Here is a 19481-nt window from a genome sequence, read left to right on the forward strand (position 1 = left end):
CCAGGCAGGCTATGGGTGAATGCTGTTGTCGTTGGTTCAGAAGTCGGGCCTGTCGACGCGCACGGTCTGCAGGATGGTGGCGGAGATCTCCTCGATGGATTTCGTCGTGGATTCGAGCCAGCGGATGTTCTCTCGGCGCATGAGCTTCTGTGCGGCGTCGATCTCGTAGCGGCAGTTTTCCAGTGAGGCGTAGCGGCTGTTGGGGCGGCGCTCCTGGCGGATCTGCGACAGTCGCTCGGGGGCGATGGTGAGGCCGAACAGCTTGGTTCGATACTTGTGCAGTTCGCCGGGGAGCTTGTTGCGTTCGAAGTCCTCGGGAATGAGGGGGTAGTTGGCCGCCTTGACGCCGAACTGCATGGCCAGGTAAAGGCTGGTGGGCGTCTTGCCCGAGCGTGATACCCCGACCAGGATCACGTCGGCCTCGGCGAGTTCGCCGTCGCTCGAAATGCCGTCGTCGTGGGCCATGGCGAAGTTGATGGCTTCGATGCGGTGCTTGTAGTTGGTGCTGTCGGCAATGCCATGGAAGCGCCCTACCGCATGGGTGGAGCGCTGCCCGAGTTCGGTCTCGAGCGGGCCGATGAAGCGTTCGAACAGGTCAAGGAAGAGGGCATCGGCTTTGTGCAGTGCATCAACCGTCGCTTGATTGACCAGCGTGCTGAATACGATCGGGCGCACCCCATCCTCAAGTGCAGCGTCTCGGATCTGCGCCGCGCATTCGATCGCCTTGTCGATGTCGTCGACGAAGGGCGCGCGCACCTGGCGGAATTTTGCCTCGGGAAACTGGGCCAGGAGGCTATGGCCAAGCGTTTCTGCGGTGATGCCGGTGCCGTCGGAGACGAAGAAGACGGTGCGGCGCGGGGTGTCGGTCATGATCGGAGCCTTGGGTACCAGGACGGTGGGGGCGAGCAGGGGGGCCTGGCATTGGGGCAAACCCTGTCGTGCGGCACAGCACAAAAAATCGTAAACTGCTGACTTCGATATTTTGCTTTTTCTCCAACATTTGCGGAAGCCACACATGACACGCTACGTGATTCCTTTCAACGAACTGCGCATGACCGACGTCGACAAGGTCGGCGGCAAGAACGCCTCGCTCGGCGAGATGATCAGCCAGTTGCCCGCCAGCGTACGTGTGCCGGGTGGTTTTGCGACCACGGCCGAGGCTTACCGCGAGTTCCTCGCCCATGACGGCCTGGCCGATCGCATCAATGCAGCGCTCGATGCGCTGGATGTGGACGACGTCGATGCCTTGGTGAAGACGGGTGCGCAGATTCGCCAGTGGATTGTAGACATCCCCTTCCCGGCCAAGCTCGAGGCCGAGATCAAGACCGCCTACGAGCAGCTTACCGCCGAGGGTGAGGGCAGCTTCGCCGTGCGTTCGTCGGCCACTGCGGAAGATCTGCCGGATGCCTCCTTTGCCGGCCAGCAGGAGACCTTCCTCAACATCCACGGCTACGAGAACATCCTGCACGCCATGAAGGAGGTGTTTGCGTCGCTCTACAACGACCGCGCCATCGCCTACCGCGTGCACAAGAACTTCGCCCACGCCGACGTCGCGCTGTCTGCCGGCGTGCAGCGCATGGTGCGTTCCGATTCCGGCGCTTCGGGCGTGATGTTCTCAATCGATACCGAGTCGGGCTTCGACCAGGTGGTCTTCATCACGGCGTCCTATGGCCTGGGCGAGACGGTGGTGCAGGGCGCGGTGAATCCGGACGAGTTCTATGTGCACAAGCCCACGCTGGCGCTGGGCAAGCCGGCAGTGATTCGCCGCAACCTGGGCTCCAAGCTGATCAAGATGGTGTTCGCCGACAAGGCGGTGGCCGGACGCTCTGTGCGCACGGTGGACGTGCCCGAAGCCGATCGCATGCGCTTCTCGCTCACCGACGAGGACGTGCTCGAGCTTGCCCGCTATGCGGTGATCATCGAGAAGCACTATGGCCGCCCGATGGACATCGAGTGGGGCAAGGACGGTGTCGATGGCAAGCTCTACATCCTGCAGGCCCGCCCGGAGACGGTGAAGAGCCAGGATTCCGGCCTGGTAATGGAGAAATACCGCCTCAAGCAGTACGGCAAGGCGCTTACCCACGGTCGCGCAATCGGTCAGAAGATCGGTGCCGGCGTGGTGCGCGTGGTTGGCGACGCCTCGGAGATGAACCGTGTCCAGGCCGGTGACATCCTCGTCACCGACATGACCGACCCCAACTGGGAGCCGGTGATGAAGCGCGCCAGCGCCATCGTCACCAACCGCGGCGGGCGTACCTGCCATGCTGCGATCATTGCCCGCGAACTGGGCATCCCTGCCATCGTGGGCTGCGGCAACGCCACCGAAGTGCTGCACGAGGGCGAATCGGTCACCGTGTCCTGCGCCGAGGGTGACACCGGCTACGTGTACCGCGGCAAGCTCGATTTCGAGATCATCACCACCGACATGGGCAACCTGCCCGAGATCCCGGTGAAGATCATGATGAACGTGGGTAACCCGGAACTCGCCTTCGAGTTCGCGCAGATCCCCAATGGCGGTGTCGGTCTCGCCCGTCTGGAGTTCGTCATCAACAACATGATCGGCATCCACCCCAAGGCGATCCTCGACATCGCCCAGGTGCCTGCCAACCTGCGCGACGAGATCAACCGTCGCTCGCGCGGCTACGCGACGCCCAAGCAGTTCTTCATCGAGAAGCTGGTCGAGGGTGTGGCGACCATCGCTGCGGCCTTCTATCCGAAGCCCGTGATCGTGCGCATGTCCGACTTCAAGTCGAACGAATACCGCAAGCTGCTCGGCGGCGAGATCTACGAGCCGGAAGAAGAGAACCCCATGCTCGGCTTCCGTGGCGCCTCGCGCTACATCGCGCACAGTTTCCGTGACTGCTTCGAGATGGAAGTTGCAGCCATGAAGAAGGTGCGCAACGAGCTCGGCCTGACCAACGTGCAGATCATGATCCCCTTCGTGCGCAACGTCGAAGAGGCCAAGGGCGTGGTCGATCTGCTCGCCGAGCATGGTCTCAAGCGTGGCGTGAACGACCTCAAGCTGATCATGATGTGCGAGATCCCGTCCAACGCGATCCTTGCCGAGCAGTTCCTCGAGCACTTCGATGGTTTCTCGATCGGCTCGAACGATCTGACCCAGCTCACCTTGGGCCTCGACCGCGATTCCGGACTGGTGGCGCACGCCTTCGACGAGCGTGACCCGGCCGTCAAGCAGTTGTTGTCGATGTCGATCCGCGCAGCGAACAAGCTGGGCAAGTACGTCGGTATCTGCGGCCAGGGGCCGTCGGACCACCCGGATCTGGCCGAGTGGCTGATGGACGAGGGGATCCAGACCATTTCGCTCAACCCGGACACGGTGGTGGACACCTGGCTCAAGCTCTCCGAGCATCTGGCGAAATAAGCCCGCGCGGGCAGTGCCAGTAAGGGGTGGCGGTCATCTGGACTGCCGCCCCTTTTTGCATTCGAGCCGCGCTGCGGCTTCTTGGGTTCCCCTGGCGGCGTTATCATGCGCTGATGCGTCTGCCGTCGAGTTCGTCATACCTATGCCCCGGCGCCCCCTTCCTTCAGCCCAGAGTGCGTCCGTAGATGCGGGGCCTGCGTTGACCTTGCCCGCCGCAGGCACGAGCGAGATGTCTTCGTATGCCGAACAGATTGGTCGCCGTGCCCGCCGGCAGGCGAGAATGCTGTCCGCCCTCGTCGCCGTGCAACGCGATTTTCTCGTCGATGGTGCTGCGCACGAGATCTTCGAGCGCATGCTTCACGAGTTGATCGGGCTTAGCGACAGCGAATACGGCTTCATCGGTGAGGTCCTGCACGACGAGTTGGGCGAGCCCTTCGTGCGCATGCATGGGCTTACCGATGTGGCTTGGGATGCCCACACCCGAACACTGTATGAACGTGCGCGCGCCGGTGGTTTCGAGTTTCGCGAGCTGAACAGCCTTTATGGCGCTGTCCTGCGCACGGCGGCGCCGGTGATCTCGAATGCTCCCGTCACGGATGCGCGCAGTTGCGGCCTTCCGCAAGGCCATCCGCCGCTCAGGGGCTTTCTTGGCCTGCCGCTCATCCAGGGCGCGCAGTTGGTCGGCATTGTTGGCCTGGCCAATGCCCCCGGGGGCTACGATCGGGTGCTCGTGGACGATCTTGCACCGATGCTGGCGACGTGCACCAGCATGATCGTGGCCTTGCGGCTCGAGCAGGAGCGCAATGCGGCCGAACAGGCCTTGCTCGAGAGCGAGACACACTTCCGCAACCTTGCCAACAGCGGTTCGGCCCTGATCTGGACGTCGGGTGCCGACGGGCGCTGCAGCTATTTCAACGAGCCCTGGTTGCGATTCACCGGCCGCAGTCTCGAGCAGGAGTTGGGCGAGGGCTGGGCCGAGGGTGTTCATCCCGACGACCGGGCGCAATGCCTGTCGGATTACGAACGTGCGTTCGCGGCGCAGGACCCGTTTCGGCTGGAGTATCGCTTGCGTCATGTAGATGGCGGCTATCGCTGGGTATCGGACGAAGGCAGTCCGCGCTACGACAGCAGTGGGCGCTTTCTCGGCTATATCGGCTATTGCCTGGATGTCACCGACCGCAAGCGTGCGGGTCTGGCCCTGGATGCGCTGGCCGCACGCTACACCATGCTCTCGGGAGATGCGTTCTACGAGGCCGTATGTCGCCATGTCGGCGAGGCCCTGCATCTTGATCTGGTGTTCGTTGGGCAATGCCTGGAAGAGGGCGGCCGTATCAATGTGCGTGCCGGCTGGAAGGACGGCGCGGCAGTTCAGCAGTTCAGCTACGTGCTGGCTGGAACACCGTCGGAGCTGGCGCTTCAGGGCAGGAGCGTGGTCATCGGCAGTGGCGTCGCGGCGCGCTTTCCCGATGATCCCGGCTTGCGGGACGGTGCTTATGAGGCCTATTGCGGTGTGCCGCTCGCCGACAAGGAGGGGCAGGCACTGGGTTTGATGGTCGGAATGTCGAGACGGCCGCTGGATGACCAGCAGGGTGTGCGCGAACTGCTTGAGATCTTCGACGGTCCGGTCAGTGCGGAGCTGATCCGCGAGCGTGGCGAGGCTGCACTGACGCGTCGTATCGCCTTCGGCCGGATGGTGGCGCGTATCTCATCGGAATTGATGCCCGCGCGGGCGGACGAGGTCGATGGCCTTGTTCTGCGTGCCCTGGCGCAGATCGGACGCTATGCGGATGCCGACCGCGCATTCGTGTTCGATATCACCGAGGACGGTCGCAGCGTCAGCAACACGCACGAATGGTGTGCGCCGGGCGTCTCGCCACAAGCGCACAACCTGCAGGGCGTGGGATTCGAGGGCTCGCTGTTCTGCCAGATCATCAAGCGTCTCGAGATCGTGGATTTCCCCGATGTTTCCCTGTTGCCGGAGTGTGCGCGTCAGGATCGTGAGCTGCTCCAGTCGCAGGGCATCCAGTCAACGCTGGCGGCGCCAATGGTGGTTAACGGCCGGCTGCTGGGTTTCGTAGGCCTCGATTCGGTACGCTGCCGCCGGCAATGGTCGGGCGAGGAAAAGACCTTGATGAGCCTGGTCGGCAATGCTCTGGCCGGCGTAATCGAGCGCAAGCGGGTTGACGAGAGCCTGCGCGAGAGCGAGGCGCGTTACCGTTCGGTGGTCGAGAGCGTGCGCGAGGTCATCTTCCAGGTGGATGCAGATGGGCGCTGCGCGTTCCTGAACAGGGCCTGGCATGAGCTGACCGGTTTCGCGGTCGAGGCGAGCATCGGCAGGCCGTTCGTCGATTATGTGCACCCGGATGACCGCCATCTCCATCAGGAGGTGTTCGAGTTGCTCATGCGGCGCGAGGAAGCCTCGTGCACGCAGGCACTGCGTTACCTGCGGGTCGGCGGAGGGTTTCGTTGGGTCGAGCTCCATGCCCGCCCGGTACTCGGTCCCGGGCGGGAGGCGCAGGGGATCTCCGGGACGCTCAACGACATCACCATCCAGAAAGAACACGAGGCGCAACTGAAGTACGTCGCCCACTATGATGCGCTGACCGGCCTGCCCAATCGCGTGCTGCTCCATGACCGGCTGAGTCGCAGCATGGCGCAGGCGCGGCGACGGGGCCAGTTGCTGGCGGTGGCCTACATCGACCTGGACGGCTTCAAGGAGGTCAACGACGGCCATGGGCACCACGTCGGCGACCAGTTGTTGACGACGGTGGCCGCGCGCATGAAGGGCACCTTGCGCGACGCTGACAGCGTGTCGCGGCTCGGTGGCGACGAGTTCGTCGCGGTGCTGGTGGATCTGCCGGACTTGCCTGCCTGCAAGCACCTCGTCCAGCGCCTGCTTCAGGCGGTCGCTCAGGTGGTGCAGGTGGGTGGCGCGGAGCTCCAGGTTTCGGCCAGCATCGGGCTGACGCTATACCCGCAGGAGGAGGCGCTGGAGCCCGACCAACTGCTGCGCCAGGCCGATCTGGCCATGTACCAGGCCAAGCTTGCGGGCAAGAATCGCTATCATTTCTTCGACACCGATCAGGACCGCGATGTGCGCGGGCGGCACGAGGGCGTGGCGCGGATCCACGAAGCGCTTGCCAATGACGAGTTCGTCCTGTTCTACCAGCCCAAGGTCAATATGCGCAGCGGGGCGCTCACTGGCGTCGAGGCGCTCATCCGCTGGCAGCATCCCGAGCTGGGCCTGATCGAGCCGGCGGCCTTCCTGCCTATGGTCGAGGACCAGCCGGTGGCCGTGGCACTGGGTGATTGGGTGATCTCGGCAGCGCTCGAGCAGCTCGAGCGCTGGAAGAGCTTGGGGCTGACCGTGCCAGTGAGCGTCAATATCTCGGCGCGCCACCTTCAGGCCCCGGATTTCATGATGCGCCTTCAGGAGGCCTTGACCGGTCATCCGGGCTTGGCACCGGGCAGTCTCGAACTCGAGGTGCTCGAGAGCAGCGCGCTCGAGAGCATGACGCGGGTGACGCAGATCGTGGAGGCTTGTGCGCGCATCGGCGTCAGTTTCGCGCTTGATGACTTCGGGACCGGCTATTCGGGGCTGGCCTACCTCAAGCGCCTGCCCGCCGCACGTCTCAAGATCGACCAGCTGTTCGTGCGCGAGATGCTCGACGACCCTGAGGATCTTGCAATTCTCGAAGCGGTTATGGGGCTTGCACACGCCTTCCGCCGGGAGGTGGTGGCCGAGGGCGTGGAGTCGGAGGCCCATGGCAGGGTGCTGCTCCAGCTCGGGTGCGAGGTCGGGCAGGGCTATGTCATTGCACGGCCGATGGAGGGTGAGTCCCTGCCGCAGTGGGTTGCCACATGGGCGCCGCCGGCGAGCTGGCAACGACAGTCAGCGCTGTCACGCGAGGAGCTTGCCTTGGTGTATGCGCAGGTCGAGCACCGCGCCTTGGTACGCGCGCTTGCCGCCAAGATTGCCGATGGCACGCAGATCGACAACCGGCTTGTGGTTCATGGCTGCAGTCTCGGGCGCTGGATCGAGCTCGCGCTTGCCGAGCAGCGTCATGAAGAGGTCGTGCTGCGCGAGCTGGCGCAGGCGCACGACTTGTTCCATGAGACCATCGAGACGCTTGCGGCACACTACCGGGCGGCCGATGCAGCGGCCGTCATCGAGGGGCTTGGCGCGGTGCGCAGGCGCCTGGACGTGATGCTCGGACAGATAAACAGGCTGCTCGCCTAGGATCGATGCGCGACTGCGATGCACACTGGCGCCTACAGAGGCTCGCGGCTGGCGCCGCTCCTACAGCAAGCCCAAGGCGCTTCGTTGCCCCGTGGGAGCTGCGCCAGCCGCGAGGTTTCCCTGGCCACCGCCTGCCTCAACGTCCAGGCGGCGGCCCTTGCGATTACCCCGAGCAGGGTGTGAGGCGATCTCAGGCGACAGCGACCGGGATCTTGCCGATCCGGGCCTGCCATTCCTTCGGGCCGGTGTTATGCACGCTGGTGCCATTGGCGTCGACCGCGACCGTCACCGGCATGTCCTGCACGGTGAATTCGTAGATCGCTTCCATGCCGAGGTCTTCGAAACCGACGACCTTCGCTTCCTTGATCGCCTTGGATACCAGATAGGCCGCGCCGCCGACCGCCATCAGATAGGCCGACCTGTTGTCCTTGATGGCCTCGATGGCGACCGGGCCGCGCTCGGACTTGCCGATCATCGAGATGAGCCCGGTCTTCTCGAGCATCATGCGGGTGAACTTGTCCATGCGGGTGGCCGTGGTGGGGCCGGCGGGGCCGACGACTTCGTCGCGCACCGGGTCGACCGGGCCAACGTAGTAGATGACGCGGTTGGTGAAGTCGACCGGCAGCTTTTCGCCCTTTTCCAGCATGTCGGCGATGCGCTTGTGCGCAGCATCGCGGCCGGTGAGCATCTTGCCGTTGAGCAGCAGGATCTGGCCCGGCTTCCACGAGGCGACCTCTTCCTTGGTAAGGGTGTCGAGGTTCACGCGGGTGGCGACGTTGGTGTCGGCCTTCCAGGTGACCTGCGGCCAGTCTTCCAGCCTGGGCGTCGGCAGGTGGGCCGGGCCGGAGCCGTCGAGATGGAAGTGCACGTGGCGGGTAGCGGCACAGTTGGGAATCATGGCGACCGGCAGCGACGCGGCGTGGGTCGGGTAGTCCATGATCTTGACGTCGAGCACGGTGGTCAGGCCGCCCAGGCCCTGGGCGCCGATGCCGAGCGCGTTGACCTTGTCCATCAACTCGAGGCGCAGTTCCTCCACCCGGCTCAGCTTGGCGCCCGAGGCGGCCTTCTCGCGCAGTTCGTGGATGTTCACCGGCTCCATGAGCGATTCCTTGGCCAGCAGCATGGCCTTCTCGGGCGTGCCACCGATGCCGATGCCAAGGATGCCCGGCGGACACCAGCCGGCGCCCATGGTCGGTACGGTCTTGATGACCCAGTCCACGATCGAGTCCGACGGGTTGAGCATCACCATCTTCGACTTGTTCTCGGAGCCGCCGCCCTTGGCCGCACAGATGACCTCGACATCGTCGCCGGGGACGATCTCATAGTGCACCACCGCCGGGGTGTTGTCCTTGCTGTTCTGGCGCTTGCCGGCCGGGTCGAGCAGCACCGATGCGCGCAGCATGTTGTCGGGGCTGTTGTAGGCGCGGCGCACGCCCTCGTTGATCATCTCCTGGACGCTCATCCTTGCGTCCCACTGCACATTCATGCCGACCTTGAGAAAGACCACGGCAATGCCGGTATCCTGACAGATCGGGCGATGGCCTTCGGCAGCCATGCGAGAATTGGTGAGGATCTGTGCGATGGCGTCCTTCGCGGCCGGGCTTTCCTCGCGCTCGTAGGCTTCGCCGAGGGCCTGGATGTAGTCGAGCGGGTGGTAGTAGCTGATGTACTGGAACGCATCCGCAATCGACTGAATGAGGTCTTCTTCGCGAATAATCGTCATGACGCTTGGTCTCCGGATGGCATGGGGGCAGAATGGCGCAGTTGGATCGCAGTATTCGATCAACCGCGGGATTCTAGCACCGAGCGCGCGCAGCGTCGGTTCGGAGCCTTGTTGGCCCTGTGTAAGTCCTGTGTAAGATACAAGCTCTTAAATGCCTGCGATCCGGCAGCAGCCGAGTCAGCGGCTACAGCAACCGATTTCAAGACTGGAACCAACCAGTCGAGGACCCGCAACGGGTCAGCTTCAACCATTTGAACAGTTGAGGAGAGGTGAGCATGTCCAATGAGCAGCAAGTCCGTATCTACAACCCCTCGGAAGAGATGGTCCGTAACGCAGCGGTGTCCGGCATGGACGGGTATCGCGCGCTGTGCAAGGAGGCCGAGGACGATTACGAAGGCTACTGGGGCCGTCGTGCGAAGGAGCTGCTCGACTGGAAGGAGCCCTTCACCCAGGTCCTCGACCAATCGAACGCGCCGTTCTTCAAGTGGTTTGCCGACGGCAAGCTGAACGTTTCGTACAACTGCCTTGATCGCAACGTCAATAATGGCCTGGGCGACAAGGTCGCGCTGATCTTCGAAGCCGACAGCGGCGAAGTCACCAAGGTGACCTACAAGGACCTGCTCGCGCGCGTCAGCAAGTTCGCCAACGCCCTGCGTGGCATGGGCGTCAAGAAGGGCGATCGCGTCATCATCTATCTGCCGATGTCGATCGAAGGCGTGGTGGCCATGCAGGCCTGCGCGCGCATCGGTGCGACGCACTCCATCGTTTTCGGCGGCTTCTCCGCACAAGCCCTGCGTGACCGCATCGAGGATGCGGCAGCGGTGGCCGTGATCACGTCCGACGGCCAGTTCCGCGGTGGCAAGGCGCTGCCGCTCAAGCCGATCGCCGACGAGGCGCTGTCCCTCGGCGGGTGTGATTCGGTCAAGAATGTCATCGTCGTCAAGCGCACCGGCGCCGACGTCAATATGGTCGCCGGGCGTGACACCTGGTACCACGAGGCGGTGGCCAGCCAGTCCGAGACCTGCGAGCCCGAGTGGGTCGAGGCCGAACACCCGCTGTTCATCCTCTACACCTCCGGCTCCACCGGCAAGCCCAAGGGTGTTCAGCACTCGTCGGGCGGCTACCTGCTGCAGGCAGTGCTGTCGATGAAGTACACCTTCGACATCAAGCCCGAAGACGTCTATTGGTGCACCGCCGACATTGGCTGGGTCACCGGCCACACCTACATCACCTACGGCCCGCTCGCCTGCGGCGCGACCGAGATCGTGTTCGAAGGCGTGCCCACCTACCCGGATGCCGGTCGTTTCTGGAAGATGATCCAGGACCACAAGGTCAGCATCTTCTACACCGCGCCGACCGCGATTCGCTCGCTGATCAAGGCGGCCGACAACAACCCCGCCGTGCATCCGAAGCAGTACAACCTGTCCTCGCTGCGCATCCTGGGTTCGGTGGGCGAGCCGATCAACCCGGCGGCCTGGGAGTGGTACTACGAGAACGTCGGCGGCGGCCGTTGCCCGATCGTCGATACCTTCTGGCAGACCGAGACCGGCGCGCACATGATCACGCCGATGCCAGGCGCAACGCCGATGGTTCCGGGTTCCTGCACGCTGCCCTTCCCGGGCATCATGGCGGCAGTGGTGGACGAAACCGGTACCGAGGTGCCCTGGGGTCAGGGTGGCATCCTCGTGGTCACCAAGCCGTGGCCGTCGATGATCCGCAACGTCTGGGGCGACCCGGACCGCTTCAAGAAGACCTACTACCCGGAGGACTTCAAGGGCAAGCTCTACCTCGCGGGCGACGGTGCCATCCGTGACGCCGAGACGGGCTACTTCACCATCACCGGTCGTATCGACGACGTGCTGAACGTCTCCGGTCACCGCATGGGCACGATGGAGATCGAGTCCGCCCTGGTGGCCCACGAGAAGGTGGCGGAAGCTGCCGTGGTCGGTCGTCCGGACGATGTGACCGGCGAAGCCATCGTGGCCTTCGTGGTGCTCAAGGGCGCACGCCCGACCGGCGACGAAGCGGCCAAGGTGATCAAGGAGCTGCAGGCCTGGGTCGGCCACGAGATCGGCCCGATCGCCAAGCCCAAGGACATCCGCTTCGGCGAGAACCTGCCCAAGACGCGCTCGGGCAAGATCATGCGCCGCCTGCTGCGCCAGTTGGCCAAGGGCGAGGATGTCACGCAGGACACCTCGACGCTGGAGAACCCGGCCATCCTGGAACAGCTCAAGGGCTGATCCGACACGGCCGGGCCTGCGGGTCCGGCCGCCAATGAACGACAGGGGGAGGCCCGGGCACGTATCCGGGCACATGGGGGGAGACCGGGCACGCGCAATGCGTGCTTCCTGATCGTGCGAAGCGCCGACCCCGCCTGCAAGAGCGGGGCGGCGCGTTCGCCATTGTGGCAGGGCCGACATCATGGGAGGTCATGATGCGCAAGGGACTGGCCGGGCAGCGCCTGGTGGCCGTGTTCATCGCCGGCATGCTGTTGCTCAATTATCCGATCCTGTCCTTGTTCGACCGGCCGTTGAGCCTGTTCGGACTGCCGTTGCTGCACGTCTACCTGTTCGGCACATGGCTTGCGCTGATCGTCGCGGTGGCCTGGATCGTCGAGCGGGGCGCGCGCTGATGGGGAGGGCGCGATGCTGCCGGGCTGGCTGATCGTCGGCGTCTCGTTCGCCTATCTGCTGTTGTTGTTCGCGGTTGCCTATTTTGGCGACCGCCGCGCCGACCAAGGGCGCTCGATCATTTCCAACCCCTGGGTCTACAGCCTGTCACTGGCGGTCTATTGCACCGCATGGACCTACTTCGGCAGCGTCGGCCGCGCCGCGTCGGGGGGCATTTCCTTCCTGCCCACCTATCTCGGTCCCACGCTGGGGCTGGCACTGGCCTGGCTGGTGCTGCTGAAGATGATCCGCATCGCGCGCAGCTACCGCATCACCTCGATCGCGGACTTCATCGCCTCGCGCTACGGCAAGAGCCATCTGCTCGGTGGCCTGGTCACTGTCATCGCGGTGGTCGGTATCGTTCCCTACATCGCACTCCAGCTCAAGGCAATATCGACGGGTTACGCGCTGCTGGTCGGCGGCTATGACCCGGAGTCCAAGGCCGTCGCTGCCACCGCCGCGGGCTGGTGGCGGGACAGCACGCTCTACATCGCCCTTACGCTTGCTGCGTTCACCGTGCTGTTCGGCACCCGCCACCTCGATACCACCGAGCGCCACGAAGGCATGGTGGCGGCGATTGCGTTCGAGTCGATGGTCAAGCTGCTCGCTTTCCTCGCCGTCGGCATCTACGTCACCTACTGGCTCTACGACGGTTTTGGAGACCTTTACGCGCGGGCGATGGCGGCGCCCGACCTTGCAGGTGTGCTTGCCTTCGACAGCGCCGGACGGCTGGGCTACGGGGGCTGGTTCGCCCACGTGTTGCTGGCGATGCTGTCGATCATCTTCCTGCCGCGCCAGTTCCAGATCGCGGTGGTCGAGAACGTCAACGAGCAGCACCTGCGCCGTGCCACCTGGGCGTTCCCGGCCTACCTGCTGGCGATCAACATCTTCGTCATCCCGATTGCGCTCGGTGGTCTGCTGCATTTCGGCCAGGGTACGGTCGACCCGGATACCTTCGTGCTCTCGCTGCCGCTGGCGCACGACAACGCTGCGCTTGCACTGTTCGTATTCATCGGCGGCCTGTCGGCGGCCACAGGCATGGTCATCGTGGAGGCCATCGCGCTATCGACCATGGTCTGCAACGACCTGGTGATGCCGATGCTGCTGCGCAGTCGCAGGCTCAACCTCGCGGGCGAACGCGATCTCACCGGGCTGCTGCTCGGCATACGCCGTGGGGCGATCGTCGTCGTGCTCTTGCTGGGCTATGTGTACTTCCGCCTGGCCGGCGAGGCCTATGCGCTGGTGAGTATCGGCCTGATCAGCTTCGCCGCGGTCGCCCAGTTCGCGCCAGCAATGCTGGGCGGCATGTACTGGCGTGGCGGAACCCGGGAGGGGGCTCTGGCCGGTCTGTTGGCGGGCTTCCTGGTGTGGGGCTACACGCTGATGCTGCCCTCGTTCGCCAAGTCGGGCTGGTTGGACCCTGGCTTCATGGAGCAGGGCCTGTTCGGGCTCTCCCTGCTCAGGCCCGAGCAACTCTTTGGCCTGAGCGGCTGGGACAACATCAGCCATGCCTTGTTCTGGAGCCTGCTCGCCAACATCGGCTGCTATGTGCTGGTGTCGCTGCTACGGGTTCCGACCGGTGCGGAGGCGACCCAGGGGGCGCTGTTCGTCGACGTGTTCCGGCGCGGGGAGGCGGCGCCGACCAGTTTCTGGCGGACCGGGGCCGAAGTGCGCGAGTTGCTCCCGCTGGTGGCCCGCTTTCTCGGCCAGCGCCGCACCGAGGAGGCGTTTGGCGCGTACGCGCGATCACATGGCTACGAGCGCATCGACCAGCTCAAGGCCGACCCCGACTTGGCCCACTTCGCGGAGTCCCTGCTCGCCGGTGCCATCGGCAGTGCCTCGGCTCGGGTCATGGTCGCCACGGTGGTGCAGGAGGAACCGTTCGGCCTTGGCGAAGTGATGGATATCCTCGATGAGGCCTCGCAGGTGCGCGCCTACTCGCACAAGCTCGAGGAGAAGTCGCTGGCGCTGGAGGCGGCGACTGCCGAACTGCGCGCGGCCAACGAGCAGCTCAAGGAGCTCGATCGGCTCAAGGACGATTTCATGTCGTCGGTGACGCACGAGCTGCGCACGCCGCTCACCTCGATCCGCGCCTTCTCCGAGATGATGGTCGACGATCCGGACATTTCCGTCGACGACAGGCAGCGCTTCCTCGGCATCATCGTGTCCGAGACGGTGCGCCTCACGCGCCTGGTCAACCAGGTTCTGGACATGGCCAAGATCGAGTCGGGTCATGCCGAGTGGCATAACACCGACGTCGATATGCACGAACTGGTCCAGCATTCGGTGGACGCCACCATGCAACTGTTCCGTGACCGCGGCGCCGAGGTGCACCTCGATCTTGCAGAGGGGGTGCCGCTCATCAGGGCGGACCACGACCGCCTGCTGCAGGTCATGCTCAACCTGTTGTCGAATGCTGCCAAGTTCGTGCCTCAGCATGATGGTCGCGTCGACGTGAGCCTGCGCTGCGATGGCCGGCAGTTGCGCGTCGATGTGAAGGACAACGGCCCGGGTATCGATCCCGGGCTGTTCCCGGTGATCTTCCAGAAGTTCCGGCAGGGCGGCGACGAGCGCTCGCGCCCGCAAGGGACCGGACTTGGGCTGCCGATCAGCCTGCAGATCGTGGAGCATTTCGGCGGCCGGCTGTGGCTCGAGTCGACGCCGGGCGAGGGGGCGACCTTCTCGTTCGAACTGCCGTTGGCTGCGGCGGCCGGGCTCAATGAATTAGAATAGTGGCGGGGAGGAGTCTGAATGAACAAGAAAATATTGATTGCCGACGATGAGCAGAACATCGTCATTTCGCTCGAGTTCCTCATGAAGCGCGAAGGCTTCGAGGTGGCGATCGCCAATGACGGTGAGGAGGCCGTGCAGCGCATCCGCGCCGACCAGCCTGATCTGGTCCTGCTCGATGTAATGATGCCCAAGAAGAGTGGTTTCGAGGTTTGCCAGGAAATCAAGGCTGATCCGGCGCTGGCGTCGGTGCGCATTCTGATGCTGACCGCGAAGGGGCGCGACACCGAAGTTGCCAAGGGCCTCGCCCTGGGGGCAGACGCCTACATGACCAAGCCCTTTTCCACCAAGGAGCTGGTGGAAAAGGTACGCAGCCTGCTGGAGGGCTGATCGATGCAGGCACGTACGCGTTTCGTACTCGCGGTGATCGTGCTGTTCCTGCTCATGACCGGCCCTTTTCTGCTGACAGCGCTGATCATCTGGGTTGAGACACAGGACGAGGGGCGCCAGCAGCTGATCCAGGTGATCGCCCCCCACCTGACCCTGGGGACGATGCTCACGGCGCTGGGCTTTGCGGCCGGCGTGGGTGTGGTGCGCGCGCTGTTTCGGCAGTACGTGCAGGGCCTGCTGCGCATGTCGGAACACCTGCGCCTGATGCTGGGAGCCAATCGTGGCTTTCGAGTGCAGCCCGATGGGCCGCCCGAAGTGCAGGCGCTTGCAGTCGCTGCCAACGAGCTTGCCACCCAGCGTGACGAGTTGCTGACCGACGTTGAGGCGCAGATCACGCGCGCCAAGGAGTCCGTCGAGCTCGAGAAGAACCGCCTGGCGGCACTCATGTCCGAGCTCACGCAGAGCGTGGTCGTGTGCAATCTCGATGGCCGTATCCTGCTCTACAACAACCGTGCGCGCACGCAGTTCAGAGCGCTCTCGGATGCGCCGGCGGTTGCCGGTGGCGGTGAGCTGATCGGCCTTGGGCGATCGATCTACGGCGTATTCGAGCGCAACCTCATTGCGCACGCGCTCGACACCATCCAGCAGCGCCTGCGCCGCGGTGTTGCGCAGCCGCAGGCCAATTTCGTCACCACCACCAAGGCGGGGCAACTGCTGCGCGTGCAGATGGCCCCGGTGCTGTCGGTGATCGCCCCCCCGCGCAGCGATGCCGCGGCCGATGCAGTGGCGGTGGTCGAGCCGACGCAAGGCAGTGCCGCAGCCGAAGCGGCGGACAGCGAGCCGGCCGTTGCGCCCGAACGCACACTGACCGGCTTCATCCTCATGCTCGACAACATCACGCGCAACTTCGAGACCGAGTCGCGTCGCGATCAGATGCTGCATTCGCTGACCGAAGGCAATCGCGCCTCGCTGGCGAACGTGCGCGCGGCGGCCGAGATGCTCGACTATGCCGATTTGCCCGACGAGATGCGCCAGCGCTTCCGTGGTGTGATCCGCGATGAGGTCGAGGCAATGGGAAGCCGTCTCAACCAGACCGCAAACGAGTTTGCCGACTCGCTCAAGGCGCGCTGGCCGTTGGAGGAGATGCTCGGCGCCGACCTGATCTCGGCGGTGCAGCGGCGCATCGAGAGCCGCATTTCGCTGCGCACCAAGCTCGAGGAGGTCGACGAGTCGCTGTGGATGAAGGTCGACAGCTTCTCGCTCATGCAGGCAATCACATATCTGGCGAGCCGTCTGTCCGACGAGTTCGAAGTGCGGGAAATCCGTTTCCGGCTCAGCGGCGCAGGGCGGCTGCTGCATCTCGACCTCATCTGGCAAGGCCAGGCCATGAGCACCGAGACGGTGATGAGCTGGGAACTCGAACCGATGCAGATCGAGGGCGAAAGCAGTCCGCTCACGGTGCGCGACGTCATCGATCGCCATGATGGCGAGATGTGGCTCGAGCGCGAGAAGGTGCGTCACCGCGCGTTCTTCCGCATTGTGCTGCCCGCGGCCACGCCGCAGGAAGCGGCAGTCGTCGACAACTACCTGCGTGGCGAGAGCCGGCCGGAGTACTACGATTTCGACCTCTTTGCCTGGTCTGACCGATCCCATGGCCTCGAGGACCGCCTGCTCTCTGAGTTGACCTACACCGTCTTCGACACCGAGACCACCGGCCTGAATCCGTCCCAGGGCGACGAGATCATCCAGATCGGCGCCACCCGCATCCTCAACGGCAAGCTGCTGCGCAGCGAATCGTTCGAGCAGCTCATCGACCCGCAGCGTCCGCTTGGGGCCGAATCGGCCAAGATCCACGGCATTACCTCGGACATGTTGCGTGGCCAGCCGACCGTCGACAAAGTACTGCCGGCCTTCCACGCCTTTGCTGCCGATACCGTGCTGATCGCGCACAACGCTGCGTTCGACATGCGTTTCCTGCAGCTCAAGGAGGCGCAGACGAGGCTGAAGTTCGACCAGCCGGTCATCGACACGCTGTTGCTGTCGGCGGTGATCCACCCCAATCAGGAGTCGCACAGGCTCGAGGCGATTGCCGAGCGCATGGGCCTGACCATCATCGGTCGTCATACTGCGCTGGGTGACGCGATCGTGACCGCAGAAGTGTTCCTCAAGCTCGTTCCGCTGCTGGCGGAGCGCGGCATACGAACCTTGCGCGAGGCACGCGAGGCCGCCGAGAAGACCTACTACGCGCGGATCAAGTACTGATGGCGTGTGCCGGCCTTGCCCGCGGAGGCCCGGATTGAGGCGCAACGCCGGCTTCAACCGCCAGCTCAGGCGTTACTACGGCTGGTATACGGGGACCTTCGCGCTGTTCGTGGTCCTGCTTGCGGTGGGCGAGTACCTTGGCCTGTCCGAGCGGGTCATCGGCCACGTCTTCCTGTTCGTCACCATTGCCGTCTATGCCGGCATTGGCGTCATGAGCCGGACCTCCGACGTGTCCGAGTACTACGTCGCCGGGCGGCGGGTACCGGCCATGTTCAACGGCATGGCCACCGCTGCAGACTGGATGAGCGCGGCCTCGTTCATCGGCCTGGCCGGCACGCTCTATTTCAGCGGCTTCGAGGGCCTGGCCTTCGTGACCGGGTGGACGGGCGGTTTCGTGCTCGTGGCCTTGCTGCTCGCCCCCTATCTGCGCAAGTTCGGCCAATACACGATCCCCGACTTCCTCGGCGCGCGTTACCAGGGCAACGTCGCTCGCCTGGTCGGGCTTGCCGCAGCGGTGCTCGCAAGCTTCGTCTATCTGGTCGCGCAGATCTATGGGGTGGGGCTGGTGACGAGCCGCTTCGTCAGCGTCGAGTTCGAGATCGGGCTCTTCATCGGACTGGCCGGGATCCTGGTGTGTTCCTTCCTGGGGGGGATGCGCGCGGTGACCTGGACCCAGGTTGCGCAGTACGTGATCCTGATCATCGCCTATCTGGTTCCGGTGGTGATTCTGTCCTACAAGCTGACCGGGATACCGATTCCGCAGGCAGTGTACGGGACGGTGCTGCAACAGATCAGCGCACAGGAGGATCACCTGCTACAGGCGCCGGCCGAGGTCGAGGTGCGCGCCATGTACCGCCAGCGTGCGCAGAACTACAGCGCGATGCTGGAGGCGCTGCCCGAGTCGCTGGAGATCGAGCGCCGCGTACTCATCGAGCGTCTCAACGACATGCGCCTGAACGATGCCCCGGCGCGCGAGATTGCGCTCACCGAGCGGGCGCTGCGCGATCTGCCACGCAGCCCCGCCGAGGCCCAGCAGGTGTGGGCCCGTGCGCGTGCTGAAGCGCTCGAGCGCTCGAAGCCGCCGCCTCGGCATGCCGAGGCCCACCCGGGGGAAGACGAGCACGAATCGCGCGTGGCGCGCAACAACTTCCTCGCCCTGATGTTCGTGCTGATGGTGGGCACTGCGGCGCTGCCGCACATCCTGATGCGCTACTACACGACGCCGGGGGTGATGGAGGCGCGGCGATCGGTGATGTGGTCGCTGTTCTTCATCTTCCTGCTCTACGTGACCGCGCCGGCCTACGCCGTGTTCGCAAAGTGGGAGGTCTATCACAACGTGGTCGGCTCGAGCCTGAGCATCCTGCCCGACTGGGTGGCGTCCTGGGGCAAGGTCGGCCTGGTCAGGATCGAGGATCTCAACGGCGATGGCATCCTGCAGCTCGCAGAGCTGCGGATCAATACCGACGTGATCGTGCTCGCGACGCCCGAGATTGCCGGCTTGCCTTACGTGGTGTCGGGCCTGGTCGCCGCAGGTGGTCTGGCGGCAGCCTTGTCGACCGCCGACGGCCTGTTGCTGACGATATCGAATGCGCTCTCTCATGACCTGTACTACAAGGTGGTCAACCCGCAGGCGACTGCCCACCGCCGGCTGGTGATCTCGAAGTCCCAGCTGCTGGTGGTGGCGGTGGTCGCTGCCTGGGTGGCCTCGTTGCGCCCGGACAATATCCTCTTCATGGTCGGGCTCGCGTTCTCGATCGGCGCCTCGGCCTTCTTCCCGGCGCTGGTGCTTGGCATTTTCTGGAAACGCGCGAACCGGCCGGGCGCGGTCGCAGGCATGCTCGTCGGCCTGTCGGTTACGCTCCTCTACGTCGTACGCACGCATGCGTTCTTCGGCGGCTCGATGGCCAACGCTTGGTTCGACATCAATCCGATCTCGGCCGGGGTGTTCGGCGTACCGCTGGGCTTCGTCACCATCGTGGTGGTGAGCCTGCTGACCAAGCCGCCGCCGCAGGAAATTCAGGACCTGGTGGACTACGTACGTTACCCAGAGATTGCGGGCGAACGCAGGATGGAGCCCTGAGTCGC

At 64.4% G+C, this 19481-nt stretch carries 10 protein-coding genes; 8 read left to right on the plus strand and 2 right to left on the minus strand.

Annotation, left to right across the window (positions count from 1 at the left end; translation table 11 throughout):
• Positions 1 to 36: 36 nt before the first annotated feature.
• Entirely contained in the window at positions 37 to 870 is an 834-nt protein-coding gene (ppsR, locus tag P7F68_RS07995) for a posphoenolpyruvate synthetase regulatory kinase/phosphorylase PpsR (protein ID WP_277832138.1), read from the minus strand.
• Positions 871 to 1015: 145 nt separating this feature from the next.
• Here ppsR and ppsA point away from each other — a divergent pair, with 145 nt between their 5' ends.
• Together ppsA and P7F68_RS08005 are read left to right on the plus strand one after the other, a co-directional pair.
• Positions 1016 to 3382: a phosphoenolpyruvate synthase gene (gene ppsA, locus P7F68_RS08000; protein ID WP_002927282.1), complete on the plus strand. Its 2367-nt coding sequence runs from the start codon at positions 1016 to 1018 to the stop codon at positions 3380 to 3382.
• Between the two features lie 280 nt (positions 3383 to 3662).
• The gene (locus P7F68_RS08005) at positions 3663 to 7622 is read left to right on the plus strand and encodes an EAL domain-containing protein (protein WP_277832140.1); all 3960 of its coding nucleotides are present in this window, start codon (positions 3663 to 3665) and stop codon (positions 7620 to 7622) included.
• Positions 7623 to 7812: 190 nt separating this feature from the next.
• Here the strand turns inward: P7F68_RS08005 and P7F68_RS08010 are convergent, their stop codons facing one another.
• The gene (locus P7F68_RS08010) at positions 7813 to 9345 is read right to left on the minus strand and encodes a fumarate hydratase (protein WP_002935544.1); all 1533 of its coding nucleotides are present in this window, start codon (positions 9343 to 9345) and stop codon (positions 7813 to 7815) included.
• Positions 9346 to 9620: 275 nt separating this feature from the next.
• Here P7F68_RS08010 and acs point away from each other — a divergent pair, with 275 nt between their 5' ends.
• The 6 genes from acs to P7F68_RS08040 all read left to right on the plus strand — a co-directional run bounded on the left by acs (position 9621) and on the right by P7F68_RS08040 (position 19476).
• Positions 9621 to 11585, plus strand: coding sequence for an acetate--CoA ligase (acs, locus tag P7F68_RS08015; protein WP_002927278.1), 1965 nt, complete (start codon positions 9621 to 9623; stop codon positions 11583 to 11585).
• Positions 11586 to 11779: 194 nt separating this feature from the next.
• Entirely contained in the window at positions 11780 to 11977 is a 198-nt protein-coding gene (locus P7F68_RS08020; protein WP_198291727.1) for a hypothetical protein, read from the plus strand.
• Positions 11978 to 11990: 13 nt separating this feature from the next.
• A complete protein-coding gene (locus P7F68_RS08025; RefSeq protein ID WP_277832143.1) occupies positions 11991 to 14747 on the plus strand; it encodes a sensor histidine kinase in 2757 nt (918 codons plus the stop codon).
• An 18-nt stretch (positions 14748 to 14765) separates the two neighbouring features.
• The gene (locus P7F68_RS08030; RefSeq protein WP_002935554.1) at positions 14766 to 15134 is read left to right on the plus strand and encodes a response regulator transcription factor; all 369 of its coding nucleotides are present in this window, start codon (positions 14766 to 14768) and stop codon (positions 15132 to 15134) included.
• Positions 15135 to 15137: 3 nt separating this feature from the next.
• Positions 15138 to 17396: an exonuclease domain-containing protein gene (locus tag P7F68_RS08035; protein WP_277832148.1), complete on the plus strand. Its 2259-nt coding sequence runs from the start codon at positions 15138 to 15140 to the stop codon at positions 17394 to 17396.
• A gap of 34 nt (positions 17397 to 17430) precedes the next feature.
• A complete protein-coding gene (locus P7F68_RS08040; RefSeq protein ID WP_270068038.1) occupies positions 17431 to 19476 on the plus strand; it encodes a sodium:solute symporter family protein in 2046 nt (681 codons plus the stop codon).
• Positions 19477 to 19481: the final 5 nt, after the last annotated feature.

Source organism: Thauera mechernichensis (assembly GCF_029588855.1).
GTDB lineage: Bacteria > Pseudomonadota > Gammaproteobacteria > Burkholderiales > Rhodocyclaceae > Thauera > Thauera mechernichensis.